Annotated in this window: 30 protein-coding genes, 3 tRNA genes and 1 pseudogene; 19 read left to right on the top strand and 15 right to left on the bottom strand. The window is 57.3% G+C overall.

Annotation, left to right across the window (positions count from 1 at the left end; translation table 11 throughout):
• Positions 1 to 258 precede the first annotated feature (258 nt).
• Positions 259 to 606, top strand: coding sequence for an ankyrin repeat domain-containing protein (locus ACR1XU_RS13025; RefSeq protein WP_480908002.1), 348 nt, complete (start codon positions 259 to 261; stop codon positions 604 to 606).
• 246 nt (positions 607 to 852) lie between these two features.
• Here the strand turns inward: ACR1XU_RS13025 and ACR1XU_RS13020 are convergent, their stop codons facing one another.
• A complete protein-coding gene (locus tag ACR1XU_RS13020) occupies positions 853 to 1050 on the bottom strand; it encodes a hypothetical protein (protein ID WP_480908004.1) in 198 nt (65 codons plus the stop codon).
• Between the two features lie 144 nt (positions 1051 to 1194).
• Positions 1195 to 2115: a LysR substrate-binding domain-containing protein gene (locus tag ACR1XU_RS13015; protein ID WP_480908005.1), complete on the bottom strand. Its 921-nt coding sequence runs from the start codon at positions 2113 to 2115 to the stop codon at positions 1195 to 1197.
• Positions 2116 to 2247: 132 nt separating this feature from the next.
• On the opposite strand from ACR1XU_RS13015, the gene ACR1XU_RS13010 reads away from it, so the two are divergent.
• Both ACR1XU_RS13010 and ACR1XU_RS13005 read left to right on the top strand, forming a co-directional pair.
• Complete coding sequence (locus ACR1XU_RS13010) at positions 2248 to 3405, top strand: aromatic ring-hydroxylating oxygenase subunit alpha (RefSeq protein WP_480908007.1); 1158 nt, start codon at positions 2248 to 2250, stop codon at positions 3403 to 3405.
• Position 3406: 1 nt separating this feature from the next.
• Positions 3407 to 4534: an aromatic ring-hydroxylating oxygenase subunit alpha gene (locus ACR1XU_RS13005; RefSeq protein ID WP_480908009.1), complete on the top strand. Its 1128-nt coding sequence runs from the start codon at positions 3407 to 3409 to the stop codon at positions 4532 to 4534.
• A gap of 21 nt (positions 4535 to 4555) precedes the next feature.
• Here ACR1XU_RS13005 and ACR1XU_RS13000 read toward each other — a convergent pair.
• A pseudogene (locus ACR1XU_RS13000) lies at positions 4556 to 5084 on the bottom strand (transposase family protein); the annotation flags it as partial.
• A gap of 334 nt (positions 5085 to 5418) precedes the next feature.
• On the opposite strand from ACR1XU_RS13000, the gene ACR1XU_RS12995 reads away from it, so the two are divergent.
• On the top strand, positions 5419 to 5838 hold the full coding sequence (locus tag ACR1XU_RS12995) for a hypothetical protein (protein WP_170678032.1): 420 nt from the start codon (positions 5419 to 5421) through the stop codon (positions 5836 to 5838).
• A gap of 381 nt (positions 5839 to 6219) precedes the next feature.
• On the top strand, positions 6220 to 7200 hold the full coding sequence (locus ACR1XU_RS12990) for a hypothetical protein (RefSeq protein ID WP_480908011.1): 981 nt from the start codon (positions 6220 to 6222) through the stop codon (positions 7198 to 7200).
• A 199-nt stretch (positions 7201 to 7399) separates the two neighbouring features.
• On the opposite strand, the gene ACR1XU_RS12985 is transcribed toward ACR1XU_RS12990, so the two are convergent.
• Both ACR1XU_RS12985 and ACR1XU_RS12980 read right to left on the bottom strand, forming a co-directional pair.
• A complete protein-coding gene (locus ACR1XU_RS12985) occupies positions 7400 to 8290 on the bottom strand; it encodes a DUF2950 family protein (protein WP_480489541.1) in 891 nt (296 codons plus the stop codon).
• 1 nt (position 8291) lies between these two features.
• Entirely contained in the window at positions 8292 to 9629 is a 1338-nt protein-coding gene (locus ACR1XU_RS12980) for a DUF3300 domain-containing protein (RefSeq protein ID WP_170615154.1), read from the bottom strand.
• 393 nt (positions 9630 to 10022) lie between these two features.
• On the opposite strand from ACR1XU_RS12980, the gene ACR1XU_RS12975 reads away from it, so the two are divergent.
• From ACR1XU_RS12975 to ACR1XU_RS12950, 6 genes are all read left to right on the top strand, one after another.
• Entirely contained in the window at positions 10023 to 10349 is a 327-nt protein-coding gene (locus ACR1XU_RS12975) for a hypothetical protein (RefSeq protein WP_480908014.1), read from the top strand.
• A 95-nt stretch (positions 10350 to 10444) separates the two neighbouring features.
• The gene (locus tag ACR1XU_RS12970) at positions 10445 to 10876 is read left to right on the top strand and encodes a c-type cytochrome (RefSeq protein WP_480908016.1); all 432 of its coding nucleotides are present in this window, start codon (positions 10445 to 10447) and stop codon (positions 10874 to 10876) included.
• A 10-nt stretch (positions 10877 to 10886) separates the two neighbouring features.
• Complete coding sequence (locus ACR1XU_RS12965) at positions 10887 to 11228, top strand: copper resistance CopC family protein (protein ID WP_480908018.1); 342 nt, start codon at positions 10887 to 10889, stop codon at positions 11226 to 11228.
• A gap of 2 nt (positions 11229 to 11230) precedes the next feature.
• Positions 11231 to 12097, top strand: a complete 867-nt coding sequence (locus ACR1XU_RS12960) for a copper resistance D family protein (RefSeq protein WP_480908020.1) — start codon at positions 11231 to 11233, stop codon at positions 12095 to 12097.
• A gap of 8 nt (positions 12098 to 12105) precedes the next feature.
• Positions 12106 to 13425: a multicopper oxidase family protein gene (locus tag ACR1XU_RS12955; protein WP_480908022.1), complete on the top strand. Its 1320-nt coding sequence runs from the start codon at positions 12106 to 12108 to the stop codon at positions 13423 to 13425.
• Positions 13422 to 13853, top strand: a complete 432-nt coding sequence (locus tag ACR1XU_RS12950; RefSeq protein WP_480812246.1) for a c-type cytochrome — start codon at positions 13422 to 13424, stop codon at positions 13851 to 13853. The genes ACR1XU_RS12955 and ACR1XU_RS12950 overlap by 4 nt, the downstream gene beginning before the upstream one ends.
• A gap of 85 nt (positions 13854 to 13938) precedes the next feature.
• Here the strand turns inward: ACR1XU_RS12950 and ACR1XU_RS12945 are convergent.
• A tRNA-Tyr gene (locus ACR1XU_RS12945) sits at positions 13939 to 14022 on the bottom strand.
• A 116-nt stretch (positions 14023 to 14138) separates the two neighbouring features.
• On the opposite strand from ACR1XU_RS12945, the gene rlmB reads away from it, so the two are divergent.
• The 4 genes from rlmB to ACR1XU_RS12925 all read left to right on the top strand — a co-directional run bounded on the left by rlmB (position 14139) and on the right by ACR1XU_RS12925 (position 16436).
• Positions 14139 to 14912: a 23S rRNA (guanosine(2251)-2'-O)-methyltransferase RlmB gene (gene rlmB / locus ACR1XU_RS12940; protein ID WP_480908024.1), complete on the top strand. Its 774-nt coding sequence runs from the start codon at positions 14139 to 14141 to the stop codon at positions 14910 to 14912.
• Between the two features lie 12 nt (positions 14913 to 14924).
• On the top strand, positions 14925 to 15206 hold the full coding sequence (locus ACR1XU_RS12935; protein WP_170615442.1) for a hypothetical protein: 282 nt from the start codon (positions 14925 to 14927) through the stop codon (positions 15204 to 15206).
• 107 nt (positions 15207 to 15313) lie between these two features.
• Complete coding sequence (locus tag ACR1XU_RS12930; RefSeq protein ID WP_480908026.1) at positions 15314 to 15763, top strand: YHS domain-containing (seleno)protein; 450 nt, start codon at positions 15314 to 15316, stop codon at positions 15761 to 15763.
• A gap of 202 nt (positions 15764 to 15965) precedes the next feature.
• The gene (locus tag ACR1XU_RS12925; protein WP_480908028.1) at positions 15966 to 16436 is read left to right on the top strand and encodes a CoA-binding protein; all 471 of its coding nucleotides are present in this window, start codon (positions 15966 to 15968) and stop codon (positions 16434 to 16436) included.
• Positions 16437 to 16439: 3 nt separating this feature from the next.
• On the opposite strand, the gene ACR1XU_RS12920 is transcribed toward ACR1XU_RS12925, so the two are convergent.
• From ACR1XU_RS12920 to hisF, 3 genes are all read right to left on the bottom strand, one after another.
• Complete coding sequence (locus tag ACR1XU_RS12920; protein ID WP_480908030.1) at positions 16440 to 17006, bottom strand: hypothetical protein; 567 nt, start codon at positions 17004 to 17006, stop codon at positions 16440 to 16442.
• A gap of 73 nt (positions 17007 to 17079) precedes the next feature.
• The gene (locus ACR1XU_RS12915; RefSeq protein WP_480908032.1) at positions 17080 to 17397 is read right to left on the bottom strand and encodes a phosphoribosyl-ATP diphosphatase; all 318 of its coding nucleotides are present in this window, start codon (positions 17395 to 17397) and stop codon (positions 17080 to 17082) included.
• Positions 17394 to 18155 (bottom strand): imidazole glycerol phosphate synthase subunit HisF, encoded by a 762-nt coding sequence (gene hisF, locus ACR1XU_RS12910; protein ID WP_170615177.1) that lies wholly within the window; start codon positions 18153 to 18155, stop codon positions 17394 to 17396. The genes ACR1XU_RS12915 and hisF overlap by 4 nt, the downstream gene beginning before the upstream one ends.
• Positions 18156 to 18272: 117 nt before the next feature.
• Between hisF and ACR1XU_RS12905 the strand changes: the two genes are divergently transcribed.
• A complete protein-coding gene (locus ACR1XU_RS12905; RefSeq protein ID WP_480915615.1) occupies positions 18273 to 18719 on the top strand; it encodes a DUF302 domain-containing protein in 447 nt (148 codons plus the stop codon).
• Here ACR1XU_RS12905 and hisA read toward each other — a convergent pair whose 3' ends face one another.
• Complete coding sequence (gene hisA, locus ACR1XU_RS12900; protein ID WP_480812241.1) at positions 18720 to 19439, bottom strand: 1-(5-phosphoribosyl)-5-[(5-phosphoribosylamino)methylideneamino]imidazole-4-carboxamide isomerase; 720 nt, start codon at positions 19437 to 19439, stop codon at positions 18720 to 18722.
• Between the two features lie 134 nt (positions 19440 to 19573).
• Between hisA and ACR1XU_RS12895 the strand changes: the two genes are divergently transcribed.
• Complete coding sequence (locus tag ACR1XU_RS12895; RefSeq protein WP_170615181.1) at positions 19574 to 19975, top strand: DUF2147 domain-containing protein; 402 nt, start codon at positions 19574 to 19576, stop codon at positions 19973 to 19975.
• A 4-nt stretch (positions 19976 to 19979) separates the two neighbouring features.
• On the opposite strand, the gene hisH is transcribed toward ACR1XU_RS12895, so the two are convergent.
• Positions 19980 to 20618 (bottom strand): imidazole glycerol phosphate synthase subunit HisH, encoded by a 639-nt coding sequence (gene hisH / locus ACR1XU_RS12890; RefSeq protein ID WP_170817077.1) that lies wholly within the window; start codon positions 20616 to 20618, stop codon positions 19980 to 19982.
• The gene (hisB, locus tag ACR1XU_RS12885; RefSeq protein ID WP_170619696.1) at positions 20619 to 21206 is read right to left on the bottom strand and encodes an imidazoleglycerol-phosphate dehydratase HisB; all 588 of its coding nucleotides are present in this window, start codon (positions 21204 to 21206) and stop codon (positions 20619 to 20621) included.
• 154 nt (positions 21207 to 21360) lie between these two features.
• Here hisB and ACR1XU_RS12880 point away from each other — a divergent pair, with 154 nt between their 5' ends.
• Positions 21361 to 21600: an Lrp/AsnC ligand binding domain-containing protein gene (locus ACR1XU_RS12880; protein WP_170615187.1), complete on the top strand. Its 240-nt coding sequence runs from the start codon at positions 21361 to 21363 to the stop codon at positions 21598 to 21600.
• Between the two features lie 3 nt (positions 21601 to 21603).
• Here ACR1XU_RS12880 and ACR1XU_RS12875 read toward each other — a convergent pair whose 3' ends face one another.
• From ACR1XU_RS12875 to ACR1XU_RS12865, 3 genes are all read right to left on the bottom strand, one after another.
• Complete coding sequence (locus ACR1XU_RS12875) at positions 21604 to 22470, bottom strand: GNAT family N-acetyltransferase (protein ID WP_480908036.1); 867 nt, start codon at positions 22468 to 22470, stop codon at positions 21604 to 21606.
• A gap of 84 nt (positions 22471 to 22554) precedes the next feature.
• A tRNA-Gly gene (locus tag ACR1XU_RS12870) sits at positions 22555 to 22629 on the bottom strand.
• A gap of 33 nt (positions 22630 to 22662) precedes the next feature.
• Positions 22663 to 22737, bottom strand: a tRNA-Gly gene (locus ACR1XU_RS12865).
• 151 nt (positions 22738 to 22888) lie between these two features.
• Between ACR1XU_RS12865 and ACR1XU_RS12860 the strand changes: the two genes are divergently transcribed.
• Positions 22889 to 23041: a hypothetical protein gene (locus ACR1XU_RS12860; RefSeq protein ID WP_321254170.1), complete on the top strand. Its 153-nt coding sequence runs from the start codon at positions 22889 to 22891 to the stop codon at positions 23039 to 23041.
• Position 23042: the final 1 nt, after the last annotated feature.

Here is a 23042-nt window from a genome sequence, read left to right as displayed (position 1 = left end):
TACTGGGTTCGATGCAAATCTGGCGTCATCCCGGGCCAGATAATTTAGCCGAGCTAACTCTCAATGGTCTTGTCCGGCTAACTTGGGTTGAAGCGGACGGGGGCTTTCGTACTCACTTTCGCGATTGGCTCATTCCCGACGTTCAATGGCTTTGCCTATGCTGCCCTGGGCAGTCGTTGGTGCATGTTGCAGTTGTTTCTTGATAAGAGGTCTGCGAGCCCGGAGGCTTTCACCAGTATTTGAGTAAAGGGGTTGGCCATGTTTCGTCCTATTTTGTTCGCGTTCTTGACAGGACTCGCCGCCAACGCGGGCGCGGCGCAAACGCCACCTTCGGTTGGTGAGGTCGTGAATTGCGACGGTCTTTTCGAAGCTGCTCATACCGGAAATGAAGAAATGATCCGGCAGCTCGCAGCGGCGGGAGCAAATGTCAACGCGAGGGACTCGCGAGGCCGCGGACCAGCCCATGTGGCAGCCTTTGCTTCAGAGGACGAGGCATTGCGTGCGCTAGCCGAGGCCGGCGCCGATATGAATGCGCTTGACGGTCAGGCCAGCGACTTGGTCACGGTTGCGGCCGTTCCATCAGGCATCAGCGTTGTTCGATGGTGAACGGTACTTCGTTCAATGGTCACCGTTGAAAGCTGGCGCCAGAGCGGCTGGTTGGTCAGGATCGGCAGCCGAATTCGCAAAGGCATCGCGCGCGGTCAATATGGTGTCCAGCCAGAACACGACGGTGGCAAAAAGACAGTTTCGTCAGTGTGTGCTGGAACTGGAAGAACAAGAGAAACAGGCGATCGCGTTTGAACCGTGTGGTTAGAAAACTGTGTGATCTGATGAAAAGGAGCGAGGCGGGTTTCAGTGGTTTTCCCGTCTTTCTTTTTCACTATGGAACACACCAATGGCAGCTAGTAACGATGATCGGGCTGCAACACTGATCGAATCCCTCTCCGGTACGTGGTTGAGGCAAGTCTGTTCAACGACGCCGATCTGTCTGATCGCATCCAGGCGGGTCATACCTTGCGCCATCAACACCTCAACCTGCTGCAACTTCAAGGTAATCTCTTCGGGCTTCAACCGCTGGTTCGCCGTTCTTGGTCCTCCGTATTCTAAACATAACGGTGGACCAGTTCAGTTGCGGAGGCTTATATTCACTGTGCCAAAGGGCCTGACACCCAGCTGGAGGTTACAACACTTTTCTCATTCAGTTTGGTCCTCAGAACGGCCACCAAAGTGCTCACTCGCAAGTGCCTGAAAACCCATGATGAACTTGCTCTGAAGATCTCTGTGATACGCAAGTACAACGTTTAGGGGGCGCAGGGTTTCGACCAACTGCAGCGCTTTTATCGTGCCTCCGCTATATGTCGTCGTCGACTCGGGCAGCATTATCAAAAACGAAAATCCGAACTCCTCAGCTACGGCGCTGCGCACGGTTTCAAGCGAATTTGATGCATAGGCTATGTCTGGATAGAGGGCCGCTTCTCTCAGCAAATCTTCGAAATAGGCCCGGCTGCCTGGCCCGTCGAACATGACATATGGAATATCGCGCAAGTCAGATAATCGAACCTCTTCATTTTGTGCCAGCGGATGATTTGAAGAAATAATAACTTTCGGCTGCAAAGCGGTCAGCCTGACGATCTCCAGCCCATTCAGTGACCAGCCCCTGTCGTATGTCAGAGCCAGATCAATCTCTCCGTTTCGCAGCGCATCACCAAGTTCAGCCAGACCATACTCTTGTTGAAACACCCGGACATCCGGATAGGTGCTTTGAAATCTTCGAATGAGCGTCGGAAGGAAAAAGGGTGAAAGGGTCCGAAATGCCCCCAGCCGAAGTTCGCCCGCCGTTTCCGAAAGCAGTGCCTTTGCCTGAGTGCCGACACGTTCAGCCTGCGCTTCAAGTTCCTTGACATGTTCCAGAAACAGGCGCCCCTGAAGCGTGAGCGACAAGCCCCGGGCATGGTGGCGATTGAACAGGACCAAGCCAGTGACATCTTCAAGCTTTTGTATCGCCTGCGCGACCGAAGGCTGCGAAATGTTCAAGACACGCGCGGCCTGTGCAATGCCGCCGCATTCGGCGACGGTTCGAAAATAGGTGCATTGGCGCAAAGTAAAGCGAACCATATTTTACCTTCTTAAATGCCATCTTTTTTAAGTTTTTATATTTTTCAGTTCAAGTGCAACATGAAATCGTCCGAGGATGACAGGCTATCTTAGCCTGCAAATCGGGGTCACCGCATGATTGAGGAGCCACCTATGTCGTTAGACCAGGCAGTTACTGAATTGTTGAATGCCGCTCATCGGCCGATGGAAGACGCGGTTGCCATGCCTCCTTCTGTCTACACAAGTCAGGATTTCCTGCGCAGTGAGTTGGACAATGTTTTTGGCAAGGACTGGGTCTGCGTTGGACGTTCCAGCCGACTGGCAAATCCGGGTGACTACATCGCCCTTGAAGTCGCGGAACAACCCATCGTCGTGCTTCGGGACAAGTCCGAAGAGCTGAAAGCGTTTTCGAATGTCTGTTTGCACCGCATGTCGACGATCGTGGAAGGCGAAGGAAACGCCCGCGTGCTCGTCTGCCCGTATCATGCCTGGACCTACGATCTGGAAGGCAACTTGCGCGGCGCACCGTTCATGAAAGAGACGACGGGTTTTTGCAAGGAAAGCTACAAGCTCCCGAAAATCCGCTGCGAGGAATGGCTGGGCTGGATTTACGTGACCCTGAACCCGGATTCAGCCTCGGTGGCCCAGCAACTGTCCGAACTGGAAGAGATGGTGTCCCAGTACGGCATGGAGAACTATGTGGAATGCTTCCGCGAGACCCATGTCTGGGACACGAACTGGAAGGTTCTGGCGGAGAACTTCATGGAGAGTTACCACCTGCCTGTGTGTCACGCCCAGACAGTTGGGGGCCATTCCAAACTGGAGGAAATGGATTGCCCGCCGGGGCTGAAGCACTTCAATTATCACTGGATCACCAAAGAGGCGTCGCTGCCGATGGGCAACGCTCATCCGGATAACACGCGCCTTGAGGGCGATTGGCGCAAGACCACCGCTCTGCTGACGCTTTATCCAAGTCACCTGATCACTCTGACGCCGGGATACTTTTGGTATCTTTCGCTGCACCCAAAAGGTACGGGTCAGGTATCGATTGTCTATGGCGGCGGTTTGTCACCCGAATTCATGGCGGACTCGAAGGCGGATGAATACATCGCGACACTGAAGAAGCTGTTGGATGACGTGAATGACGAAGACCGCGGCTGTACGGAAAAGGTGTTCAAAGGTCTGAACTCCGGCGCGGCGCGGGCCGGACACCTCTCTTACCTCGAACGACCGATTTACGACTTCACGCAGTATCTGGCCGAGAAGACGGCCGGGTTCAACCGCGTCTTCGGACAGGAGGCCGCGCAGTAAAATGCAAATGGTTCGAAAGCAGCGGGTCGCCGAAATGGTGGGAATGCTCCATGAGGTCGCGGCCCTGCCAGAGTCGCAAGCGCAGTGCTTGCCCGGATGGTTTTACACGGACCCCGAGTTCTTTGATTTCGAGGTGAGAACATTCCTGAGCAAGGAGTGGCATTGCCTTGGTCGCGCCGACGAAATCCCAAGTGCCGGGGACTACTTTACAGCGCAGCTTTTCGACGAACCCTTGCTTGTCGTTCGCGGGGATGACGAGCAAATCAGGGTCTTGTCGAACCTGTGCCGCCATCGGGGCATGCCGATTGCCGAAGGGTCTGGTTCAACCCGAAAGTTTGTCTGCAGCTACCATGCCTGGAGCTATGCGCGAGACGGTGAGCTTTTGAACGCGCCGCGTATGCGTGACAAAGGCGTCAAAAAGGGCAGTTGCGCCTTACCGGAATTTCGCTGTGAGCAGTGGAACGGCTTCATCTATGTCAATTTGGACGATGATGCAGAGCCGCTGGCGCCGCGCCTTGAGCAATTGGAAGTTTTGCTTGGCAACTACCAGACCGACAGGATGCGCCATGTCGCAACGTTTGAAGAAGACTGGCACACGAACTGGAAGTGCCTTGTCGAGAATTTCATGGAAGCGTACCACCTGTCGGTCGTGCATCCGGAAACGCTGCATCCCTACACGCCGACGGGTTTAAGCCGAAAAGCCTTATCCGACGACACGTTCACGGCTTATTGTGCCAACTACCCATCAAGCGCCGAATCCCGTGGCATAGGCGCGCCAGGTCTGAGCGACGACGAACGGCGCCGCTCGACCTTGTTCAATGTCTTCCCCGCTCAGGTGGCCAGCCAGGCCGCGACATTGCTTGTTTCTTTGTCCATCAAACCTCTGTCCGTGGATTGCATTCGGGTGCGATGGACGATGTCGACCTATGGCGACGAGCTGACCCAGGATGAGTTGGAAGAACGCATCAAGCTATGGCACGAGGTAAATCGCGAGGACCGCGAGAAACTGGAGAAAATGCAATCGGCGCTCAGTTCGCGCCACGCGCCGTCCGGCCATCTCGCGCCAAGCGACTATGAAGGAACCATATGGGATTTTTACCGTTACCTGTCGCGACAATTCCCTGCATGATTAAAAATGGAGGCCAGTGGATATACCTGTGTCTTTCAACATATCTCGGAACCTGTCGTCGTCGTGGTGGCGATCTCCGAGCAGACGGTCCACATTTGGTGGGCAACTGATCAGGACCCGAGCACCGATTTGATCGCTGATCCGCCCGTCGGTAACGAACAGGTTGAGCGGGCGCCTTTGGCTGTCGCAAATGGCATCAAGCTTGGTATTCAAGCCGCCTTTGGTTCTCCCTATCCGGCGGCTAACCTTTATTGCGCGACCATGCTCGTCGCGGCGCGGAGTGACCTGAGATACTTGCGCAGGCTCAGCTGAACGCATGATGCTCGCCTGTTCCTATCGATCTTGACGGCCTTCTCTTTGCTGTGCTCGGCGACAAGAACGGCCATCATCCGGACGAAAACACCGTCTTGTTCCAATGCTTCCACCGGCTGCAATGGGTCTTGTGCAGACCGTCGGATTCCGGATCGTCCCGCCATCCCAAACCGCCGCCATTGATGAAGATAATCTCGGCAAACACCTGTTTGGCATCGACCCGAGGCTTGCCCTGTGACCCATCGGGACAGTGGTTTCCGGCGCAGGCGGGAGGTAGCCCAGAGCACCTAAGTGGTTCCGGTCCGTGTAAATCTACTCTTAGCCGTAATCAATTTGCTGCTCTCACAGGAATTGTTGCCCGCATGCCAGGCAAACGGAAAGGCCAATCTGGTTTTCTGGTCTTCGGGTTGAGGGTTTATCTGTCTGAAAGTTGAAGTAATTACAGTGGCTTAACTTTCTTCGCGCGACTTTAGATCAGTACGCACTTTTGAAAGTGAACTATTTTACTTTCGCGAGGGCGATGTTCTGGCAGTGTTGTCGTGTGTGAATTTGTTAGTGTTGTGTGTAATCAGATGTACTTGGCCAAATTCGAAGAACAGTTCTGTATTGTTAGCGACATCCGCAAGGATGAGTTTTCCCGGAAGTTCCCTTTGCTCGACATGGGCGCGGTGCACGCTCAGTGGAAGACAGGTTCGCGGCTGATCACGCGGATTGGCGACATCTGGAAGCGAAGCGGAAAGGTTTTTTCCGTTCCATATGAAGGTATTGACGCGTATCCATCTTTTCAGTTTGCCGAAGATGGTACTCCGTTTCCGTTGATGGAAGATGTTTTGAAGGCGCTGCCCGTTGAAATGACCCCGTGGCAATGCGCGTTGTGGATGACCTCGCCCAAAAGTGAGCTGGGAGGCGAAGTTCCGGTCAGCTGTATTCAGTCTGGAGATGACCGTGTGGTCGACGTGGCAAGAAGTGCCACCGCAAACCGTCTCAACTAAACGACTGGCTTTCAGGACGTACGGTTAATCAGAGAACTGCTTGCCAGGTTCGAATGTCATTCAAATTGCGGCAAGGCAGTTTGGTCAGCCTCAAAGTCACTCTGTCGCCCTTTTCGCCAAGCCGCGCCCCCAAGGCGGTTTCCGAAGCCTGTGAAGCCATAACCACGAAATCGGCACTTAATTCTAGACGGGCACTTCCAGATCAGCAGCCGTCAACGCATGAACCTCAGTGTTTTGGAAAATGAACTGCCAAGAGACCTCTCATTGCAAAAAGTGGGATTTGCGGCAACAGGCGCCCTCCGTCGTTCCTTCGACAGACATCCCTGCACGCTAAAACTGTGGTAGGTTGGTCACGAGGACATACTGGCAGGAGGTTTTCCGTTGAAACCGATATCGCTCCGTCTTGCAGTCACGTTCATGACAATTGCCGTCTCGGCAGGTTCGCTGCCTGATCAAGTTAAGGCGTTGTCATCGGATATCCCCGCCTGGTTGCAAAAGCATGTGGGCACGGGCGATGGCCAAATAGCTCCGATCGTCCTGAAAAGGGCGCGGGATTTGTATCAGGAAAAAGTGCGGCAGGGCGTGGTCAGAAACCCTTGCTATCTTGCAAAGGATGCAACCCGGCCCAGTACCGCGCGAAACGGCAATCCGGGACGTCGGTTTTATGTCATCTGCGAGTCTCGGAGATCTTTCCAGGCCGTCTCGTCCGGCTACGGGAATGGGCGCAAACTGCAACGCGCCAATTTCTCGAACGGTCGGCAATGCGCGAAGAATTTCAGCAACGCTGAGGGGTCGAAACTAACCGCTGGCGGATCCTACGTGACCGCCGAGACACGAACATCATTCAAAGGCTATTACAGTCATTCCGGTCAGACGAAACCGTTCTATCGGACGTTTCTTTTGTTTGATGGCGAAGGCGAAACGAGCAACGCACGGGAGCGCGCAATTGGCGGACATCCTGCCGTTTTCCTGAAGTGGCAATGCCGGTTCAAAAATCCGCAAAGCTCTCATGCGGATGATGACGGCTATGTCCCATACGGAAGGCTCGTGAACTATGCCGGGGGCCGCAGCAACGGGTGCACGACATGGTCGCAATCCGCCTCGAAAGAGATTCTGGCCCTGGTGGAAGGGAACCCGACAACCCTCTACATCTATCCGGAAGGCAAAGACATTAACGCCGTCGCAAAGGCGGTCAAAAAGGGCAAATCGTTATCTGGGGCGGGGGTTTACTGGAACGCCGCCTGTCTACAGGCAATCGGTGCTCCGAAGTTCTGGCCCAAGCGCAGCCTCCAACCCATCATAAACCAATGGAGGGATTCTTTGCCCAAGCAGCCTCCATTGGAGTTGCCGATCTGCAAGTAAGGCGGGCGGGACGAAGGCAACGATACATTGGTTTCGCGGGACAGCGCTGAAGTGCGCGATCCTTTCCCGTTTGTTCGATATGGTCCAGTTGGAGCAGGCTCGTCGCTTGACGCCATCCGGTCGGCATGGTCGCCCACTTTGGGCGACCATCACTTACCAATCGCTTTGCTGCGGCGGGAAGTGCGCCGGAGATCGGCGGCTACTCAACCGGCGACCAGTCCGGGCCGGGATCGTAGATGTTGATATCGGCAGTGGCATCGAGGGTCTCGGGGCCGAAATCGGCCTCGTAAACGATACCGTTTTCACCGACCATGAAGGAATGGATGCCTGTTTCTCCGTAATCCGAAGGCACTGCAAGCAAGGCATGTCCGGCCACGAAGCGATCCCCGACAAAGTACGAGTAGGCTCCGCCAGCCGCATTCGCCCCCTGTTCGTGAAGGATGGTGAAGTAATAGCCGAGGAATGGTTCCGCCTCATAGTCGGTCTCACCGTCGCTCCACCCCGAGGCGGCGGCTCGGGCAAGTGCCGCGCCGACAAAGCTGTCGTCTTCGGGCCAGAAAAGCCCGTTTCGCTCGCCCGGGTCGGAAATGATCGTCTGCGCAAATTCCATGACGCCGTCACCGTTGTGATCCACCAGCCGGAATGCCGCCTGTAGGTCGACATAAGCCTCCAGCAAATCAATCACTTCCAGCTCATTCAAGCCGATTTCCCGGGCCGAAAGTTCTTCGATCCCGGCCTCCAGGTCAAAACGCCAGCCGTCTTCCCCGCGCAGGATTGGAATCGGGAAAGGCCAACTGTCTTCACCCAGCAGAAGAACAACCCCATCATCCTCGGGCTGAAAGCGGTACCCTTCGGCGTACATGCCAAGAACTTCCTGCCTTCTTTGCTGGTCTTCTGCCGGATCTCCCGATCCGACCAAATCTTCGGCTTCAGGTCCGAAAATTTCAAGCAACTTACTCTGATCATTTGCTTTCAGAGCATCTGCGAACGCGTCCAGCGCGCTTTGCGGAGTATCAAACCGGGCGCCGTCAGAAAGCGCGACGCCTGCGGTCGCAGCGAGCAAAACAACTGAAAATACCGATATACGCATCTTACCGTCTCCGCTTGCCTTTGGCGGCGTGCCCTCGCTTGGACGCGCTGTGAGTTCTGCTTCCGGACGCCTTTTTCTTCATCGCTTGCCCCCTGGACGCACTGGGTTTGCGCTGCGCCGTTGCGGCCTTCTTCGCCTGCGGTTTTCTGGCTGTCTGCGGTTTTTGTGCGACAGGCCGTTTCGCCGCATCGGGTCGTTTGGTCCGATCAACGGCCTGTTGTTTTGCAGCGGCCTTGTCCCGGTCGACGTTGCCCCGGTTTATCTGCGGCAACGGTTTTTTCCCACCGCTCCGATTTGCCAGAGCACCACCGGCCACGGCCCCTGCACCTGCGCCAGCCGCAACGGCAGCCGCCGCACGGTCGCGGCTGATGTCCGCGGCGCCGGACTCGCGGCTCAGTTTTGACCGCAATTCATCCGTGCGACCCTCGGGGCGGTTGACCGGCAAATTGCCGCGACCCCCTTCTGGTCTTTTGTGATTGGCGATTTTGTCTCGGGCTTGCTGCTGACGGCCAGGATCGGGTTTCCATCCGATATCCGTGCGGTTGCCCAGATCAATGTTGTTGCCGATGTTGACGTTTCCATCGACGTCAATGTCGATGTTCGGGTTTCTGTAAATCGGGCCACCGCCCCAGCCACCGCAGTTCCGGCACCCCCAATAGCCATACCAATCGTCGTCGTCGTCAAAAATCTCGTCGATCAGGGCGACGGTGCCAAATGTCAGCAGGGCCGCGCCTGCAACGTCCCCCACCGACGGTCCCGTATAGACGGTCTCAGGGTTATACTGCGGGACGTATACGGTTTCCGGCTCTGTCGGTGTAATGACAACCGTGTCTTCTTCCGTCACCTCGACAGTTTGCGCGGGCCCGGACACAAGCGCTCCGCTGTCAATCGCCTGGTCCCGCATGACTTGAACCGCATCCAGCACATCATCGGACTGGGCCAGCATGGCCGTTCCCACCGTCTCGGTCCAATCGACATGGGTGGCCATCTGACCGACGACTTCGGGAAACGCTGTCGCCAACACACTGACCGAAGGATCCCAGCCCATGGCTTCAATTTCCGGACCAAGCTCGGAGGCGTCTCGGTCGGCGTTGTCCAGCAAATACCGTTCGGCCTTCACGATCTCCAACGGCTGCGTCGCCGCGACCAAAATCTGTATCAGCAGCGTATCAGGATAAAGAGCGACCGGAGCGACCAGGGTCTGCAACTCAGCATCAGTCAGAAGATCGGACGAAGTGGCCGAGGCGTTTTCCGTCGCAGCAGCGTCATCGGATGCCTCTTGTGCGAACAAGGTCGTAGATGCGCAAATACCGAGCGCAAATATTAGATATCTAAACATATTGCGATCCTTCAATTTCTTGAAGGATCACCCAAGACCGCGATTCTGGCAACCGGGCGGTCTTACAGACATTTGTTGGAGGCGAAACCGTCTTTGGAGGCATCCCCGTGCGCCGGACCCTGCGACCGAAAGCATAGGGAAAATGTCGCAAACTCAACGAGCAAACGTTTGGCAATTGCCCCTTTTGCGGCATTTCGGCGCAAATTCTACCGTGATCGCGCGGTGGGGTGACAGAACCGCTTTGGTTTCCCATTTGCCACCAACCACTTTGTCGGCGAGACAGGCCAATTGATGACCCCCGTGTATGCCTGCGCCAAGGTCTATTCCTGTGTTGTTTTGTTCCAATTTGCGTAATAGGTTTCCGCCGAAATGATTTTGCAGCGGATAATATCGGTGTTCCTGGCAGCAATTCTGGTCTTATTGACCGGGTTTGCAAGTGTTGCCCATGACATGCCTCTGCATTGCAACGGTGGACATTGTGACGAGGTTCAGTCTTTGGAGCGATCTCCGCACGCGGATCGTTTGTCGCCGACCGGCCACCATGAAACGGACGGCGCAGACCATGATGGATGCAATCCTTTCCTCTGCAACCTGATGTTACTTGCCTCCGAGACGTCGGATGCATCACCAGACCAGTTCGAACAGGTATTGAATTGGCAGGTAAGCGAACTTTCGGCGCTGCGTGAGCCGGAACATCCGGACAGACCACCAAACTTCTGAAACGGCAATTCGACGCCGGGTGCACGCGCCTGGTGTTTCTGCTTGGCCGCCGTTCAGCGCGGTCAATATTCTGTTTCATAAAGTCAGGAAGAACCATGAACCGAAAATATCTCGCTATCGGTGTGTGTGCCGTGGCGGTCGCTGCTGCCTCCATTATGCTGCGGCCCGGTACGTCTGAAATTGCCACTCCGTCGTCCCCTGCCGCAGGGGATGCCATGGTGGCCATTCAAATGCCCCCGATCGAGGGCAACGCTACCATTGGGCAGCGCATCTTCGACGAGGCCTGCGCCGCGTGCCACGGCACCAATGCTGTCGGAATTGAAGGTGCCGGACCTCCACTGATCCATGTTATCTATGAACCCAGCCATCACGCCGACGAATCCTTTCAGCGCGCAGTTGCGACAGGTGTAAGAAGCCATCACTGGTCGTTCGGAGATATGCCGCCGGTCGAAGGCTTAACCCGTGGCGACGTTGCCATGGTTGTCGCCTATATCCGCGAAATCCAGCGCGCCAACGGAATTAACTGAGGAACACTCTATGAAGACGCTCACGATCCTTGCTCTGCTTGCCACGCTTGCCACGGGTGCGCTTGCGCATTCCCGCGTGGACACGACGACGCCAGAAAACGGTGCGACGATTGCGGAAGTCCCGTCTGAAATCAGTTTCAACTTTGCGGACGACATCCGTCTGACCCGAGTGGAGATGACCCATCAGGATATTCATTCGGTCCCACTCGACATTGGGAACCAGACCAGTTTTGATCGTCTCTTCACCCTCCCGCTTCAGGATATGGGGGCAGGCGCCTATCGCATAGAATGGCGCGGTCTGGGCGTGGACGGCCATGCGATGCAGGGCGAATTTTCCTTTACGGTTGACTGAGGATGCCGGACGTCTGGGGCACTGCCGCGATCCTGTCAAAACTCCTGCTATATGTTGGCATTGCAGGATCCAGCGGGCTGGTGATCATGCGCGCCGCCTTTGCTGATCTCCTCTCGTCGCTGAGCGGCCGGATGCGCGTCCATACTGCGCTCTTGGCTGGGCTTGCGATAGTCGCGTCTGTCATTGGGTTCATGCTGCGCGGGGCCGCCCTGACCGGCGGCGCTGATGGGATGAGCGATCCCGAGATGCTGGGGCTTTTGTGGCAAACACCGGTCGGTGATGTTCTGGTCTATCGACTGGTCGGCGCGGCCATGATCCTTGTCGGGTTGTTCGTGCCATTTGCCGGTCAATGGATATCCCTTGCCGGCGGTGTGCTGGCGCTGTGGTCGTTTGCACAGATTGGGCATGTACCCGGCCTGGAACAAACCGGTGTAAGGCTTCTGCTGCTTTTGCATCTGCTTTGCCTTGCGTTCTGGATCGGCATTCTTGGACCGTTACGGCGCTTGTCGTTACAGCCCGAACGCTTGGACGAGGCAGCAGCGCTGGGGGATCGTTTCGGGCAAGCCGCCTCGGTCATTGTCCCTGCGTTGATTTTGGCGGGCTTGCTGATGTCCTGGCTTCTGTTGGGTGATCTTCGCAGCCTTTTTGTTTCGGGCTACGGGCAGGCGCTTCTCATCAAACTGGGGCTGGTGGCGTTGGTGCTTGTGATGGCAGCCGCCAACAAGTTTCGGTTTGTTCCCGCCATGCAGGCAGGTGATCACGACGCAGCGCGTCATTTGGCACGCTCCATCGAAATAGAAACTGCGGTCATACTGGTCGTGTTCGCGGCAACAGCTACCCTTACCAGCGTCCTGACCCTTCCGAATTGAGGTTTAAGATGAACCGAAGAGAATTCCTGATCACGACAAGTGCAATGGCATTGGTTCCCGGCGTCGTCATCGCGGCGGCTCCATTGAACCTGATTGCACAGCCAGTCTCTGCGCAAATCCTGCCGGAAGGCGATCCGGCAACGCCGATGCTTGGCTTCAACGGCAGCACGCCCGGTCCGGTCCTTCGTGTCCGTCAGGGCGAGGTTTTCGACATCCGTTTTCTCAACCAGATAGGCGACGGCTCGGCGGTCCATTGGCACGGGTTGCGGACCGACAATGCGATGGACGGCGTGCCGGGCCTGACACAGGACGTTGTCGAAACGGGTGCAGAGTTCACCTATCGCTTTCGCGCGCCGGACGCCGGAACCTTCTGGTATCACTCGCATAACCGGTCCTGGGAACAGGTTGCAAAGGGGCTTTACGGCCCCCTGATCGTCGAGGAACAATCCCCGCCTGATGTGGACCATGACGTGATCGTCATGATTGATGATTGGCGCCTGACCGAAGACGGCACACTCGCCGATGGCTTTGAGAACATGCACGATCAGGCGCATCAGGGTCGGCTTGGCAACTATGCCCGCGTGCTTTTCGAACCGGACGCGTCCGTTCGTCTTGGTGACCGTGTGCGCTTGCGGTTGATCAACGTCGCGACTGACAGGATTTTCCCGATTGAGCTTGAAGGCATTGACGGCAAGACTGTCGCATTGGACGGTATGCCGCTTTCCGATCCGCAAGAGGTTTCTGACCTGGTTTTGGCGCCGGCCCAACGGGTTGATATCATAGCGGATGTCACTTCCGCGGAAACAATCGCATTTGTATTTCCGACCCGGGATGATCCTTACCTGCTGGGCGAAATCCCGGTTGAGGGAGAGAACACGGCGCGACAACCATCAGTGATATCCGCGTTGCCGCCAAACGAGACGGTGCAGCCCGATTTGGACAATGCCGTTTCCCTGACCTTGACCATGGAGGGCGGGGCCATGAGCCAAAGAATGATGCAGGGGCTGATGGAAGAGGGCATCTGGGCGTTCAACGGACAGTCCGGCCTTGCGGACACCCCTTTCCACAGCTTCCAACGCGGACAGACTGCGCGCATTCAACTGGTGAACGATACCCGCTTTCCACATGGTATCCATCTGCACGGGCATCACTTTTTCGAGGTCGAAGCCGACGGTAATTTAGGTGCATTCCGGGATACAACGCTGATTGATCCGGGTGCAACGCGAGACTTCGTTTGCGTGTTCGACAACCCCGGCAAATGGCTGATGCACTGTCACATGCTGGGCCATCAGGCGGCGGGCATGAAAACCTGGGTCGAGGTCGCATGAAACGCGTTCTGATCATCGCAGCCTTTAGCGTTGCAACCGGGGCGATCGCAGGTCACGAACTGGATGGCCGCGATTTGGCTGTCGGTCAGGCCCTTTACGCCGAACATTGCGCGTCCTGTCACGGTGCCAACCTCGAAGGACAACCGAATTGGCAAACGCCAGACGAAAACGGTGTCTTGCCCGCGCCTCCCCATGATGAGACGGGACACACCTGGCATCACGACAACCTTCTTCTTTTTGAATACACCCAATTGGGTGGAGAAAAAGCTTTGGCGGCACGCGATATCAGCGACTTCGCAAGTGGAATGCCCGGGTTTGAGGAAGTAATATCCGACGATGAAATCTGGGATATCTTAGCCTACATTCGATCGACGTGGTCTGAACGTGCGCAGGAAATTCAGGCCTCCAGAAATCCGTCGCACGACTGACACCGCTAATAGCCGGTTAACGCCGACAAACCGCGCCCGGACGGGTGCCACACACAAAGTTCTCAATTTCAGTTGCTTGAAGAAGTGGTGGGCGACCCTGGAATCGAACCAGGCGTGCGTCTCCGCGAGGGAGTTACAGTCCCCTGCCACACCTTGCGGCCTGTCGCCCACTGTCAGGCGTTGCACCTGACGTGGAGGCGTGATTACTAGCGCCTTAAAGGTGCGTCAACAGGAAAATTCCGCTTTGGCGCAGGAAACCGAATTCCCGGCCCGGAGGCCCTTAAAATGAAGAAACCCAAATGGGTCGTCGAAAAGGAACAGGCGCGCAAAGCAGCCGCGTCCGAGACTGTCTGGTTGTTCGGACTGCACGCCGTCCGTGACGCGCTCATGAACCCGAAGCGTCAGAAATTGCGTCTGATCGTGACCCTGAACGCGCAGGCCAAGCTGGCGGAAGCCATTGAATTTGCAGGAATTGAAGCCGAGCTGGTTGATCCACGCAAGTTCACCGCGCCGATCGATCCGGGGTCGGTGCATCAGGGCGCGGCGCTTGAGGTCAAGCCGCTGGACTGGGGTGGGCTGGCCGAAAACTGCATCGGTCGAGAACACCCGCGCGTCATTCTGCTGGACCGGGTCACCGATCCGCACAACGTCGGGGCGATTCTGCGCTCGGCCGAGGTGCTGGGTGCAAGCGCCGTTGTCGGGACACGCCACCATTCGGCGCCGGAAACCGGAGCGCTGGCGAAAACCGCCAGCGGCGCGCTCGAACGTCAGCCCTATCTGCGGGTGCGCAATCTGGCGGACGCAATCGTCGAGCTGCAGAATATGGGGTTTCTGGTGCTGGGGCTGGACGGCGAGGCGGATCAGGCCATCGAAACCACGTTGGCCGGCAAGCTGGACCGGCCGGTTGCACTGGTGTTGGGTGCCGAAGGCCCCGGTTTGCGGCAGAAAACCAAGGAAACGGTCGATCATCTGGTGAAAATTGACGCAGCGGGCGGTTTCGGGTCGCTCAACGTCTCAAATGCGGCTGCGATTGCCCTATATGCATCGAGGCACAAATAACAGGAGAGCGTCATTCCCAGCCCGTCGAAAATTGCCACTTGCTGTTACTGCGGCACGCGTGCCGCGCTGGTTCTGCAGGGAAAACAACGTCACGAGCTCAGCTGTTCCAGTTGTGGCGCCCCCCTGCACGACCTCAAGATGTTGCCCAAACGAAAGCTGACGGAAGAAAGGCAAGTGCGTCCTGCCAAGTCCAAGGCTCGAACGCCGAAATACAAATACAAGAAACGGAAAAAAGGTGTATTCTCGCGCGTGCTGGATGAAGCCTGGGATGTGATCGAAGATATCTTCGACTGACTTGTTTCTTCGGCGACACGGGTGTTCACAACCGCGTCAAGGGGGGTTTCATGGCGCTGAAAAAGTTGCATTTTGACGGTCTCGAATTCTAAGAACTCAGACCGACGATGCTGACCCGACGTTTCTTCATTGGCGCTATGGCCGCTATCATGTTCGCACCTGCCGTCCAGGCGCAGGATGCGCCCGTCTATTTTGCCACAGATGGTGCCGCAATGGCGGGCTATGATCCCGTGTCCTATTTTGTGGGTGACGCACCGGTGCTGGGCCACGCCGAGCATTCGTTGATGTGGAAAGGCGTCGAATGGCATTTCGCATCAGCCGAGAACCAGGAGCGGTTCGAGCGTGATCCGCGTGCCTTTGCGCCTCAGTTCGGCGGATATTGCGCCTATGCTATGGCCCTGGGTCTTCTGTCCAGCACCGATCCAATGGCGTGGAAGGTCGTGGATGGCAGGCTTTATTTGGTGCATTCGCTCGCGATCGAGAAAGTGTGGCAGGAAGACATGGCGCTGAACATTCGCATGGCCGAGGAGCACTGGCCCTCGGTTCTGTACAAGTGACAGGCGAAACTTCGCGTTTTTTTGATCTGTCATCACAAAAATGCGCGCGCCCTCTTTTTTTTGCCGAACTCATGCCTAAATGTCACAGTGACCGCGGAACGGAACTGCCGCGGGTCATTTCACTGTCCCTCGTTCCAACAACTGGCGCTCAGGTCCGACCTGGGCGCTTTTTTCTTTTGAACGCAGCGATTAGGGTGCCCTCATGTCAGATTATTCCGATGAGTTCCTGAAAGGCATCCTGCAACGCACCAAAGTTGTGGCGGTCGTTGGGGTGTCGATGAACCCGGTGCGGCCCAGCTATTACGTGGCGCGATACCTTTCGCTGAAAGGATACAGGGTCATTCCGGTCAATCCGGGACATGCTGGGAAGCAATTGTTCGGTCAGACTGTTCATGCGTCGCTGTCGGATATTTCCGAAACTGTCGACATGGTGGACATATTTCGCAGATCCGAAGCCGTGCCACCGATTGTGGACAAAGCTTTGCAGGCTTTTCCAAAGCTCAGGACAGTCTGGATGCAGATCGGTGTCGAAAATGAAGGCGCGGCAGCAGTTGCACAGGCCAGAGGTGTCGATGTGGTCATGAACCGATGCCCGAAAATCGAATATCAGCGGCTTTTCGGGGAATTGCGCATGGGCGGGTTTGCCACCGGGATCATATCGTCAAAGCTGTGACCGTCAGCCGCCGCCTGCCGTTTTCAGCCGGGCAACCTGTTCCAGACGCCGCTTTTCCAGAACCTGATCGCGCGGGACCCACTCGTAACGTGTGTCCTCGACCAAAGGTCCCCAATACAGCACTCCACCATACCGCCACGGGTCCAGTACGATCCCTTCGTACATGGTTTCTCCGCGTCGGCTGATAATGGCGGTCGAGTGGTCGATTCGGAACGGGTTGTCGGCATTGGCGATGGCGCGGTGCAGGGTCAGTGTTTCGAACTCTTCCTGTTTTAGGCGCCGTTCAATGTCTTCGGCCCAGTGCCAGCACAATCCGCGCGGACGCAGGCCCTTATTGACCTTTGCGTTATGGATCAGCGGCGGGTCGGTGATCTCATATTCCTCGACCAACTGCGCGGTGTAGCTGAAGGCGACCCGCGCCGCGCGCTGCGCTTCTGCGGGGTCGATATCGGGTCCGAGGCTTTGGATTTTCGCTGCCAGCCTTTGAACCTCGTCCCCGGTGGAACGGGGCGGCGCAGAACAGGCCGCCAGGATGGCAAGCGTCGCCACAAACAACAATGCTCTGATCATCGCGCGCGTTCCCTGATCCGTGGCACCCTGACACAGCACTATAGCGGGCAGGAGCAGCGCACGAAACCCACGCTTAGCCCTTGGGACGCGCCGCTTTTTCGGCAATGCCGCTGATGCCCTGACGCCGGGCAAGCTCGTTCAGAACGTCATCCAGCGCCACATCACGGGCGGCCAGCATCACCAGCAGGTGATACAGCACATCAGCCGCCTCGGACGTCAGCCCGGCGCGATCACCCTTGATGGCTTCGATGATGGCCTCGACGGCTTCTTCGCCGAACTTCTCGGCACACTTTTCGGGGCCCTTGGCAAGCAGTTTGGCGGTCCAGCTCAACTCGGGGTCGGTTTCTTTGCGCGCTTCGATGGTTGCGGCCAGTTCGTGCAGGATGCTCATGTCAGCCTCATCGGGATGCCTGCGGCGGCCATGTGTTCCTTGGCCTCGCGGATGGTGTATTCGCCGAAATGGAAGATCGAAGCCGCCAATACCGCGCTGGCACCGCCTTCGGTCACGCCTTCGACCAGATGATCCAGATTGCCGACCCCGCCCGATGCGATCACCGGTACATCCACCGCGTCCGAGATCGCGCGGGTCAGGGGCAGGTTGAACCCGGATTTGGTGCCGTCACGATCCATCGAAGTCAGCAGGATTTCCCCTGCGCCCTTGGCGACCACGGTTCTTGCAAACTCGACCGCGTCAATGCCGGTTGGTTTGCGCCCCCCGTGGGTAAAGATCTCCCACTTACCGGGACTGACGGTTTTGGCATCGATGGCGACCACGATGCACTGGCTGCCGAACTGATCGGCGGCCTCGGCCACAACATCCGGGTTCGCCACGGCGGCCGAGTTGAAACTGACCTTGTCGGCACCTGCCAGCAGCAGCGCGCGGACATCTTCCCTGGTGCGGACACCACCGCCCACCGTCAGCGGAACAAAACACTGTTCCGCCGTGCGCTGCACCACATCGAACATGGTGCCCCGGTTTTCATGGGTGGCGTGAATATCCAGAAAGCAGATTTCGTCCGCGCCGGCGGCATCATAGGCCTTGGCCGATTCCACCGGGTCGCCCGCGTCACGCAAGCCGACGAAATTGACGCCCTTAACCACGCGGCCATCGGCAACATCAAGGCAGGGAATGATCCGTGTTTTCAGCATGGCATGTCCTTTGTTGGCGCACCTCTACCGGCAAAGCCCCGCCGATGCCAGACTTGTGATTGCCACATCTCTCGAACCTGTGAAAACTGGTCCTTATTTCATCCGGAGATCAATGAGATGCGTAACCTCTTTTTGACGACCACATTCATATTCACAGGAGCTGTCGCCGCGATGGCTGACGATATCATCAAAGTAGAGACAGCCAAATCCGTGTCCGAGGCGATGGACGCGCTCGAGGCCGCAGTCGGCAATGCGGGCGCCACGGTTTTCGCGCGTGTCGATCACGCAGCGGGCGCCGAGAAGGTGGGTATGACCATCCCGGCAAATCAGGTGCTGATCTTCGGCAATCCGGCGGTGGGCACACCTGCTATGCAGGCCGACCCGCGCGCAGGTCTGTTTCTGCCGCTGAAAGTGCAGGCCTACGAGGACGAAAACGGGCAGGTCTGGCTGGCCTATGAAGACCCGAAAGAGACCATGGACGAACTTGATGCGGTCGAGAAATCCCCGGTCATCGAGAAAATGCGCGGGGCGCTGGCCAAGCTGACATCGGTCGCCGCCCAGTAGTCAGCTCAGGGCGCGAATGGCCTCGTTCAGATCGATCGCGCCGTCATAGAGCGCCCGGCCGGAGATTGCGCCGTTAAGTTCGACCCCGCAATCGCGCAAGGCGATCAGGTCGTCCAGCGAGCTGACACCGCCCGATGCGATGACTGGGATCGACACGGCGCGCGCCAGTGCCGCAGTGGCCTCTATATTGGGGCCCTGCATCGCTCCGTCGCGGTTGATGTCGGTGTAGATGATCGCGGCAACACCCGCATCCTCGAAGCTTCGGGCAAGATCCGTGACCTGCACATCGGTTTCTTCGGCCCAGCCCTTGGTGGCGACCATGCCATTGCGTGCGTCAATACCGACGGCTACTTGGCCGGGGAACTCTTGTGCCGCTTGACGCACCAGATCGGGGTTCTCGACGGCGACAGTGCCCAGAATGACGCGCGCGAGCCCCTTGTCGAGCCATGTTTCGATTGTTGCCATGTCACGGATGCCGCCACCCAGTTGGGCGGGCACATCACAGGCCTTCAAAATCGCCTCGACCGGAGCGGCATTGACGGGTTCCCCTGCAAAGGCGCCATTCAGATCGACCAGATGCAGCCACTCGCAACCCGCTTCGACGAAGGCGCGGGCTTGCGCGGCAGGGTCTTCGTTGAACACCGTGGCCTTGTCCATTTCACCGCGCAGCAGGCGCACGGCCTGGCCGTCTTTTAGGTCGATGGCGGGGTAGAGGATCATGTCGGGCGGCCCTATATCAATGTTATCCGCGCGGGATATCGCACACACAGGGCAGGGGATGCAACGCGACGCAAAGTCAATCTTGCCCGATGGCGACCGGCGCGCCAGACTGCTTGCAAAACAGGGAGGATATCATGAAGAAATTCGTTCTGGCCGCAGGGTTTGCCGCCTTGGCAAGCAGCGCTTATGCGGCCGATCCGGTTGATGGCATCTGGAAGACCCAGCCCGGTGACACCGGCGGGTATCTGCATGTTTCCATCGGATCGTGCGGCAGTGCCGTCTGCGGCACCATCGACACGGCGTTTGACGCCAACGGCGATGAGCAGCTGGACTACGAGAATTTGGGCAAACAGATTATCTGGGACATGGTTCCGGAAGGTGGCGGGGCCTATGACAACGGCAAGATCTGGGCGCCGGACCGCGACAAGACCTACAACTCGAAAATGACGCTGGACAGCCAGAACCAACTGACCGTGAAAGGTTGCGTTGCCGGTGGCCTGATCTGCCGTGGGCAAACCTGGACACGCGTGCAATAGGCCGTCACGGAGCCCAGGTCAGGAAATTTCCGATCATACGCAGGCCGACATCCTGACTTTTCTCAGGGTGGAACTGCATCCCGACCATCGTGTCACGGCCAATCACGGCCGTGACCTCTTGGCCGTAATCCACATAGGCTAACCTCTGCGCCGGGTCCGTCACGCGGAAATGGTAGGAGTGCACGAAATAGGCGTGATCACCTGATTTCACCCCTTCAAACACCGGGTGTCTGCTTTCCAGAACCAGATCGTTCCAGCCCATATGTGGTACTTTCAACGCATGGTCTGACGGCTCGATCCGAACCACGTCGCCCGCGATCCAATCCAAACCATCGGTTTCACGGTATTCATGGCCTTTCGAGGCCATCAGCTGCATACCGACGCAGATACCCAGAAAAGGGCGGCCCTTTTGTTCGACCGCTTCGACCATCGCGTCATAGATACCCTTATGGCCGCGCAGTTCGGCCGCACAGGCTGGAAACGCACCATCGCCGGGCAGAACCAGCCGATCAGCCCGCGCGACAACATCTGCGTCCGAGGTCACGACGACCTCACCCGCATCCAGTTCACGTGCCATGCGCTGAAACGCCTTTTCAGCGGAATGCAGATTGCCGCTTTCGTAGTCGATGATGGCAGTCAGCATCTACAATGCGCCTTTGGTCGACGGAATCGCATCGGCCTTGCGCGGGTCGGTCTCAACCGCCAGCCGAAGGGCACGGGCAACCGCCTTGAAGGCCGCCTCGGCGATATGGTGGCTGTTGAAACCGTGTAACTGATCTATATGCAGGGTGATACCACCATGGGTGCTGAGCGCCTGAAAGAACTCGCGCACCAGTTCGGTGTCGAAGGTCCCGATCTTGGGTGTCGGCAAATCCACGTTCCAGATCAGGAACGGACGGCCCGACAGATCCAGCGCACAGCGCACCTGAGCGTCATCCATCGGCAGGTGGCACTCGCCATAGCGGCGGATACCCTTCTTGTCGTCCAATGCCTGCGTCAGCGCCTGACCCAGTGCGATGCCTGTGTCCTCGACCGTGTGGTGATCGTCGATGTGATAATCGCCCTTGGCGCGGATCGTCATGTCGATAAGCGAATGGCGCGCCAGTTGGTCCAGCATGTGATCGAAGAAGCCAACGCCGGTCTGATTTTCATACTGGCCGGTGCCGTCCAGATTGACCTCGACCGTGATCTCGGTCTCGGCGGTCTGACGGCTGATCTTTGCGCTGCGCATGGGCGAATTCCTTTTGATACAAGCGCGCTTATAGACGGGGATCGCCGGGCATATCCAGACCAAGCATCACATGCGCGCCAAACTGTTGCAGGGGATTGCGCCCGGGCGCGGCCCATGCCAGCCTGCGCGCAACTCAACAAACAGGGTCAACCCCATGTCCACCTGCGTTTTCATCCAGATCCGCTGTAAACCCGGTTCCACCTACAAGGTCGCCGAAGAAATCGCCCTGCGCGAAATCCATTCCGAGCTTTACTCGACCAGCGGCGAATACGACCTGCTCCTGAAACTCTATATCCCCGAAACCGAGGATGTAGGGCACTTCATCAACGAAAACCTGCTGGTGATTCCCAATATCGAACGATCCCTGACCACGATGACGTTCAAGGCGTTCTGAACGTTACCCCAGCTCGAAGGTCGTGATCCCATAGATACGGTGCAGATCTATTTCCGGCGCGTGGCTGGAATACATGCGGCCGGTTTCGAACACTTTGGTCAACCCCAGTTGTTGCGCCATCGCCATCGCTTGCGTGTTGGGGTTGGGCATGTCGATAAAGACCTCGGCATTCATCCTGTCAGCCGGAAGCGTCATCAGCAGCGACACCAAAAGCGCCTGCGCGATCTCGGTTGTGTCCGCAAACAATGGCCCTACCTTGTACCCGGCCAAACATCGGCGCAGCGTTGCATAGCCTCTGATCCGGCCGCCTTCCTCAAACACCCGCGAGGTATGGTTGGGTGCATCCAGCCAGGCCTGCAGGAACGTGTCGCGCGGGGCAGGAAACAGGCCCCGATCATAAGACTTCAGCTCATCCGTAAGTGTGTCGATCAGTGAAACCTGACCGTGGCCGGAACGGCCCAGGGCGTTGAGGATTTCACCCGCTGTGCCCGAAAATCGGTAGTTGTCATAAGCCAGTTCGAACCCGAACTTCCGGTAATTGTCCTGCTGTTCGACGACGCCATCCATGCCCATGTTCCGATGTTCGCAATGCGCCTTGACGGCCTCGGCAACCTGCAGCCCGTAGCCCGATCCGCGATATTCGGGCAGGACGATGTAAAAGCCCAGAAACGAGTAGGTGTCGTCGTAATTCACGGCCGAGGCCGACGCGATCATCTTGCCATCCAGAAATCCGCCCTTGAACCCTTCGGGATCGGAGCTGCGGAAACACACCGCGTCGTGAAGGCCGGGGTTCCAACCTTCGCGGCCGGCCCAACCAACAGCCGTCTGGACCTCATCCGCTGTCAGAGCGCGAATTACGTATTCTGGCATGGCGCATCTCCGTCGTGATTGCGTGCGACCCGAGAATGCCGCAGCAGACAACAAAGAACCAGAAATTTAAGGGAGGTTGGTATCTGGAGCGGGCGAGGCGATTCGAACGCCCGACCCTAACCTTGGCAAGGTTATGCTCTACCCCTGAGCTACGCCCGCATCAGATACATATGTGGTCCAAAGACCTCTCAATGGAGCGGGCGAGGCGATTCGAACGCCCGACCCTAACCTTGGCAAGGTTATGCTCTACCCCTGAGCTACGCCCGCGCCGTTGAGTGAGGCGTGAAGTATAAATTCTGGCGCAAAGCTGCAAGAGGAAAAACGCATCTTCCGCAAAATTTCTTTTCTGGCGACGGAAATCCGGACCCCATCCGTTCAACTGTCTGAACACGTCAGGAAAGAACGGCGGAGGTGACAGATGAACCCGAAAGAAACCCTGAAACTCTCGGTGCTGGTTGTTTCGATGTTCATGGCGGGCATCGTGGCGCAGGCCGGTGGCGACAAAGGGCAGACCGCCCAACAGATATGGCAGCCTGCATGCCCGGTTGAAGTCGAGGTGCTGGCTGGCTGAT

This window comes from Ruegeria sp. D1(2025) (genome assembly GCF_056536425.1).
This window is presented reverse-complemented; position numbering and strand designations above follow the sequence as displayed.